The organism is Corynebacterium sp. H78 (assembly GCF_037572275.1).
Taxonomy (GTDB): domain Bacteria; phylum Actinomycetota; class Actinomycetes; order Mycobacteriales; family Mycobacteriaceae; genus Corynebacterium.
Window position 1 is genome coordinate 1 of the sequence record NZ_JBBHKX010000007.1, and the last position, 5,581, is coordinate 5,581.

General features: G+C 54.0%; 3 rRNA genes. All 3 read right to left on the minus strand.

Annotated elements, in window-relative coordinates:
* Positions 1 to 47: 47 nt before the first annotated feature.
* The 3 genes from rrf to WG934_RS10400 all read right to left on the minus strand — a co-directional run bounded on the left by rrf (position 48) and on the right by WG934_RS10400 (position 5,239).
* Positions 48 to 164 (minus strand): 5S ribosomal RNA (rrf, locus tag WG934_RS10390).
* Between the two features lie 113 nt (positions 165 to 277).
* Positions 278 to 3,349: ribosomal RNA gene (locus WG934_RS10395) — 23S ribosomal RNA — on the minus strand.
* 373 nt (positions 3,350 to 3,722) lie between these two features.
* A 16S ribosomal RNA gene (locus WG934_RS10400) occupies positions 3,723 to 5,239 on the minus strand.
* Together the 16S, 23S and 5S rRNA genes form the textbook arrangement of a ribosomal RNA operon.
* Between the last annotated feature and the right edge of the window lie 342 nt (positions 5,240 to 5,581).

Consider the following 5,581-nt stretch of genomic DNA (forward strand, 5'->3'; position numbering starts at 1 on the left):
AAAAAAAGGGGGCCCAGCCCACAAGGACCAGACCCCCACAAAAACAATGCCGGCAGCGACCTACTCTCCCACACCCTCCCGAGTGCAGTACCATCGGCGCAGGCAGACTTAGCTTCCGGGTTCGGAATGAGACCGGGCGTGACCCCGCCGCTAACACCACCGACAAAAACACAACACAACACAAACACACCACAACGGGTGCACGGTGTCATGCCAGACACTGAACAACGGACGCGAACAACTCGTTACACCAACAAACCATGACCACAATCACAACATGTGTTGCTATATCGGCACATTAGTACCGGTCACCTCCACACATCACTGTGCTTCCAGATCCGGCCTATCAACCCCATCATCTATAGGGAACCTCAAATGAAACCTAATCTCGAAACAGGCTTCCCGCTTAGATGCTTTCAGCGGTTATCCCTTCCGTACGTAGCCAACCAGCCATGCTCCTGGCGGAACAACTGGCACACCAGAGGTACGTCCATCCCGGTCCTCTCGTACTAGGGACAGCCTTCCTCAAGTTTCAACGCGCGCGGCGGATAGAGACCGAACTGTCTCACGACGTTCTAAACCCAGCTCGCGTGCCGCTTTAAAGGGCGAACAGCCCTACCCTTGGGACCTACTCCAGCCCCAGGATGCGACGAGCCGACATCGAGGTGCCAAACCATCCCGTCGATATGGACTCTTGGGGAAGATCAGCCTGTTATCCCCGGGGTACCTTTTATCCGTTGAGCGACACCGCTTCCACAAGCCAGTGCCGGATCACTAGTCCCTAGTTTCCTACCTGCTCGAGCTGTCACTCTCACAGTCAAGCTCCCTTGTGCACTTACACTCAACACCTGATTGCCAACCAGGCTGAGGGAACCTTTGGGCGCCTCCGTTACTCTTTAGGAGGCAACCGCCCCAGTTAAACTACCCACCAGGCACTGTCCCCAACCCAGATCATGGGCCAAGGTTAGACATCCAATACGATCAGAGTGGTATTTCAACAACGACTCCACAACCACTAGCGTAGCCGCTTCACAGTCTCCCACCTATCCTACACAAACCGAATCGAACACCAATACCAAGCTATAGTGAAGGTCCCGGGGTCTTTTCGTCCTGCCGCGCGTAACGAGCATCTTTACTCGTACTGCAATTTCGCCGGGTCTGTGGTTGAGACAGCAGGGAAGTCGTTACGCCATTCGTGCAGGTCGGAACTTACCCGACAAGGAATTTCGCTACCTTAGGATGGTTATAGTTACCACCGCCGTTTACTGGGGCTTAAATTCTCCGCTTCGGCGTTACCGCCTAACAGGTCCTCTTAACCTTCCAGCACCGGGCAGGCGTCAGTCCGTATACATCGACTTACACGTCTTCGCACGGACCTGTGTTTTTAGTAAACAGTCGCTTCCCTCTATTCTCTGCGGCCACCACCAGCTCAACACGTCGTTCACCAGCAGTGGCCCCCCTTCTCCCGAAGTTACGGGGGCATTTTGCCGAGTTCCTTAACCACAGTTATCCCGATCGCCTTAGTATTCTCTACCTGACCACCTGTGTCGGTTTAGGGTACGGGCCATGTTCCCACATCGCTAGAGGCTTTTCTCGACAGCATAGGATCACCAACTTCCCCACAACGGGTACGCATCACGCCTCACCCACAATGCATGGCGGATTTACCTACCACACGGGCCACACGCTTACACCACGACAATCCATCACGTGGCACGGCTACCTTCCTGCGTCACCCCATCACTTGGCTACTACCAGATCAGGTCCCTTGCATCCACACACCACAACAAAGCCAAAGACTCCATCACAGCACGCTTCAGGAAGGTTAGTATCACTGATTCACCATGGTCGCAAAAACACGGGTACGGGAATATCAACCCGTTATCCATCGACTACGCCTGTCGGCCTCGCCTTAGGTCCCGACTCACCCTGGGAGGATTAACCTGGCCCAGGAACCCTTAGTCATTCGGCGGAGGAGTTTTCCACTCCTCATTCGCTACTCATGCCTGCATTCTCACTCGCACACACTCCACCAACGGTCACCCCCTGGCTTCAACACATGCACGACGCTCCCCTACCCACCCAACAAAAATGCTGAGTGCCGCGGCTTCGGCGGTGTACTTGAGCCCCACTACATTGTCGGCGCAGAACCACTCGACCAGTGAGCTATTACGCACTCTTTCAAGGATGGCTGCTTCTAAGCCAACCTCCTGGTTGTCTTCGCGATCCCACATCCTTTTCCACTTAGTACACCCTTAGGGGCCTTAGCCGGCGATCTGGGCTGTTTCCCTCTCGACTACGAAGCTTATCCCCCGCAGTCTCACTGCCGTGCTCTCACCTCACCGGCATTCGGAGTTTGGCTGATGTCGCTAAGATGATAGTCCCGCTAAACCAACCAGTAGCTCTACCTCCAGGAGGAAACACACGACGCTGCACCTAAATGCATTTCGGGGAGAACCAGCTATCACGGAGTTTGATTGGCCTTTCACCCCTACCCACAACTCATCCCCTCAGTTTTCAACCTAAGTGGGTTCGCGCCTCCACAAAGTCTTACCTCTGCTTCACACTGGCCATGGGTAGATCACCCCGCTTCGGGTCCAGGACATGCCACTACAACGCACATAAATACTCGCTTTCGCTACGACTACCCCACACGGGTTAACCTCGCGACATGCCGCTGACTCGCAGGCTCATTCTTCAAAAGGCACGCCATCACCCACAAGGGCTCTGACGGATTGTAAGCACACGGTTTCAGGTACTATTTCACTCCCCTCCCGGGGTACTTTTCACCATTCCCTCACGGTACTATCCGCTATCGGTCACAGCAGGTATTCAGGCTTACCGGGCGGTCCCGGCAGATTCACAGCAGATTCCACGAGCCCGCTGCTACTTGGGAACACACACAACTGGCAAACAACAATTTTCACGTACCGGGCTATCACCGTCTACGGCAGGCCATTCCAAGCCACTTCCACTAACCATCATTTACACCAGCGCACAGTTGGCAGACCATGCACGCACACGTCCCACAACACCACACACGCAACCACTGCCACGTATCACACGCATGCGGTTTAGCCATCATCCGCGTTCGCTCGCCACTACTAACGGAATCATTATTATTTTCTCTTCCTACGGGTACTAAGATGTTTCACTTCCCCGCGTAACCACCACACAGACTATGAATTCATCTGCAGGCGACCGCACATAACTACGGCCAGGTTTCCCCATTCGGACACCCTCGGATCAACGCTTAGTTGACAACTCCCCGAGGACTATCGCGGTCTCTCACGTCCTTCATCGGCCTACTATGCCAAGGCATCCACCGTGTGCCCTTAAAAAACAACACACAAAGTAACTCACAAAACACTAAGAACAATCACACACACCAACCACCACCAACGGCAACAGCCAGCACATGCAACAACCTAGAAAAATCACAGAATAAATTAGAAAAACAAGATGCTCGCGTCCACTATCCAGTTCTCACACAACACCCACCACACACACCCACCCCACAACGAGGCAAGCACACACAGCAGCAGAAACAACACACAAACGTGCCATTCCAGACACCCAACAGCGCACCGACACACAACACTTCGCGACACACACCAACCACTCGCACCCCAACGGCACGCGGCAAGCATCCACCCTAAAAAAAATAAAAACAGCCACCATCACCAACACGATGACACCAACTGCTGAAAAAAACTCCTTAGAAAGGAGGTGATCCAGCCGCACCTTCCGGTACGGCTACCTTGTTACGACTTCGTCCCAATCGCCAATCCCACCTTCGACAGCTCCCTCAAAAGTTAGGCCACTGGCTTCGGGTGTTACCGACTTTCATGACGTGACGGGCGGTGTGTACAAGGCCCGGGAACGTATTCACCGCAGCGTTGCTGATCTGCGATTACTAGCGACTCCGACTTCACGGGGTCGAGTTGCAGACCCCGATCCGAACTGAGACCGGCTTTATGAGATTAGCTCACCCTCACAGGCTCGCAACCCACTGTACCGGCCATTGTAGCATGTGTGAAGCCCTGGACATAAGGGGCATGATGATTTGACGTCATCCCCACCTTCCTCCGAGTTGACCCCGGCAGTTTCTCACGAGTCCCCACCATAACGTGCTGGCAACATAAGACAAGGGTTGCGCTCGTTGCGGGACTTAACCCAACATCTCACGACACGAGCTGACGACAACCATGCACCACCTGTATACGAGCCACAAGGGAAACGACATCTCTGCCGCCGTCCCGTATATGTCAAGCCCAGGTAAGGTTCTTCGCGTTGCATCGAATTAATCCACATGCTCCGCCGCTTGTGCGGGCCCCCGTCAATTCCTTTGAGTTTTAGCCTTGCGGCCGTACTCCCCAGGCGGGGCGCTTAATGCGTTAGCTACGGCACAGAAGTCGTGGAAGACCCCTACACCTAGCGCCCACCGTTTACGGCATGGACTACCAGGGTATCTAATCCTGTTCGCTACCCATGCTTTCGCTCCTCAGCGTCAGTTACTGCCCAGAGACCTGCCTTCGCCATTGGTGTTCCTCCTGATATCTGCGCATTTCACCGCTACACCAGGAATTCCAGTCTCCCCTACAGTACTCAAGTTATGCCCGTATCGCCTGCACGCCCGGAGTTAAGCCCCGGAATTTCACAGACGACGTGACAAACCACCTACGAGCTCTTTACGCCCAGTAATTCCGGACAACGCTCGCACCCTACGTATTACCGCGGCTGCTGGCACGTAGTTAGCCGGTGCTTCTTCTCCATCTACCGTCAGAAAACCTTCGTCGATGGTGAAAGGAGTTTACAACCCGAAGGCCGTCATCCCCCACGCGGCGTCGCTGCATCAGGCTTCCGCCCATTGTGCAATATTCCCCACTGCTGCCTCCCGTAGGAGTCTGGGCCGTGTCTCAGTCCCAATGTGTCCGTCCACCCTCTCAGGCCGGATACCCGTCGACGCCTTGGTAGGCCATTACCCCACCAACAAGCTGATAGGCCGCAGGCCCATCCCACACCGAAAAAACTTTCCACCATGTTCCTACAACATGGTCCTATCCGGTATTAGACCCAGTTTCCCAGGCTTATCCCGAAGTGCAGGGCAGGTCACCCACGTGTTACTCACCCGTTCGCCACTCGTGTACCCCTGCAAGCAGGGGCCTTACCGTTCGACTTGCATGTGTTAAGCACGCCGCCAGCGTTCGTCCTGAGCCAGGATCAAACTCTCCACAAAAACCTTCAATCAGAAAAATCCGCAGAAAGCCAAACCTAGCAAAAAGAACAAACAACAAACCACACAAAAGCATGGCCTGGCATTCATCCAAAATAAAAAAATAATGTCTATCACCACTCACACACCCCGACAGGGATGACACCAACAAAAGCCAGCGCCAAAAAAAGGGCATGCAAGCAAAGCAATACACACAAACAACATCGGTAAAATAAGGGCCACCAAAAAAGACCCAGGTACCCACCAACGCAATCCATGCGCATCACAAAATAAAGTACATCGGCACACTATCGAGTTCTCAAACAACACCACCACCAACAACCACACACCAACCGTGCGCGCCCC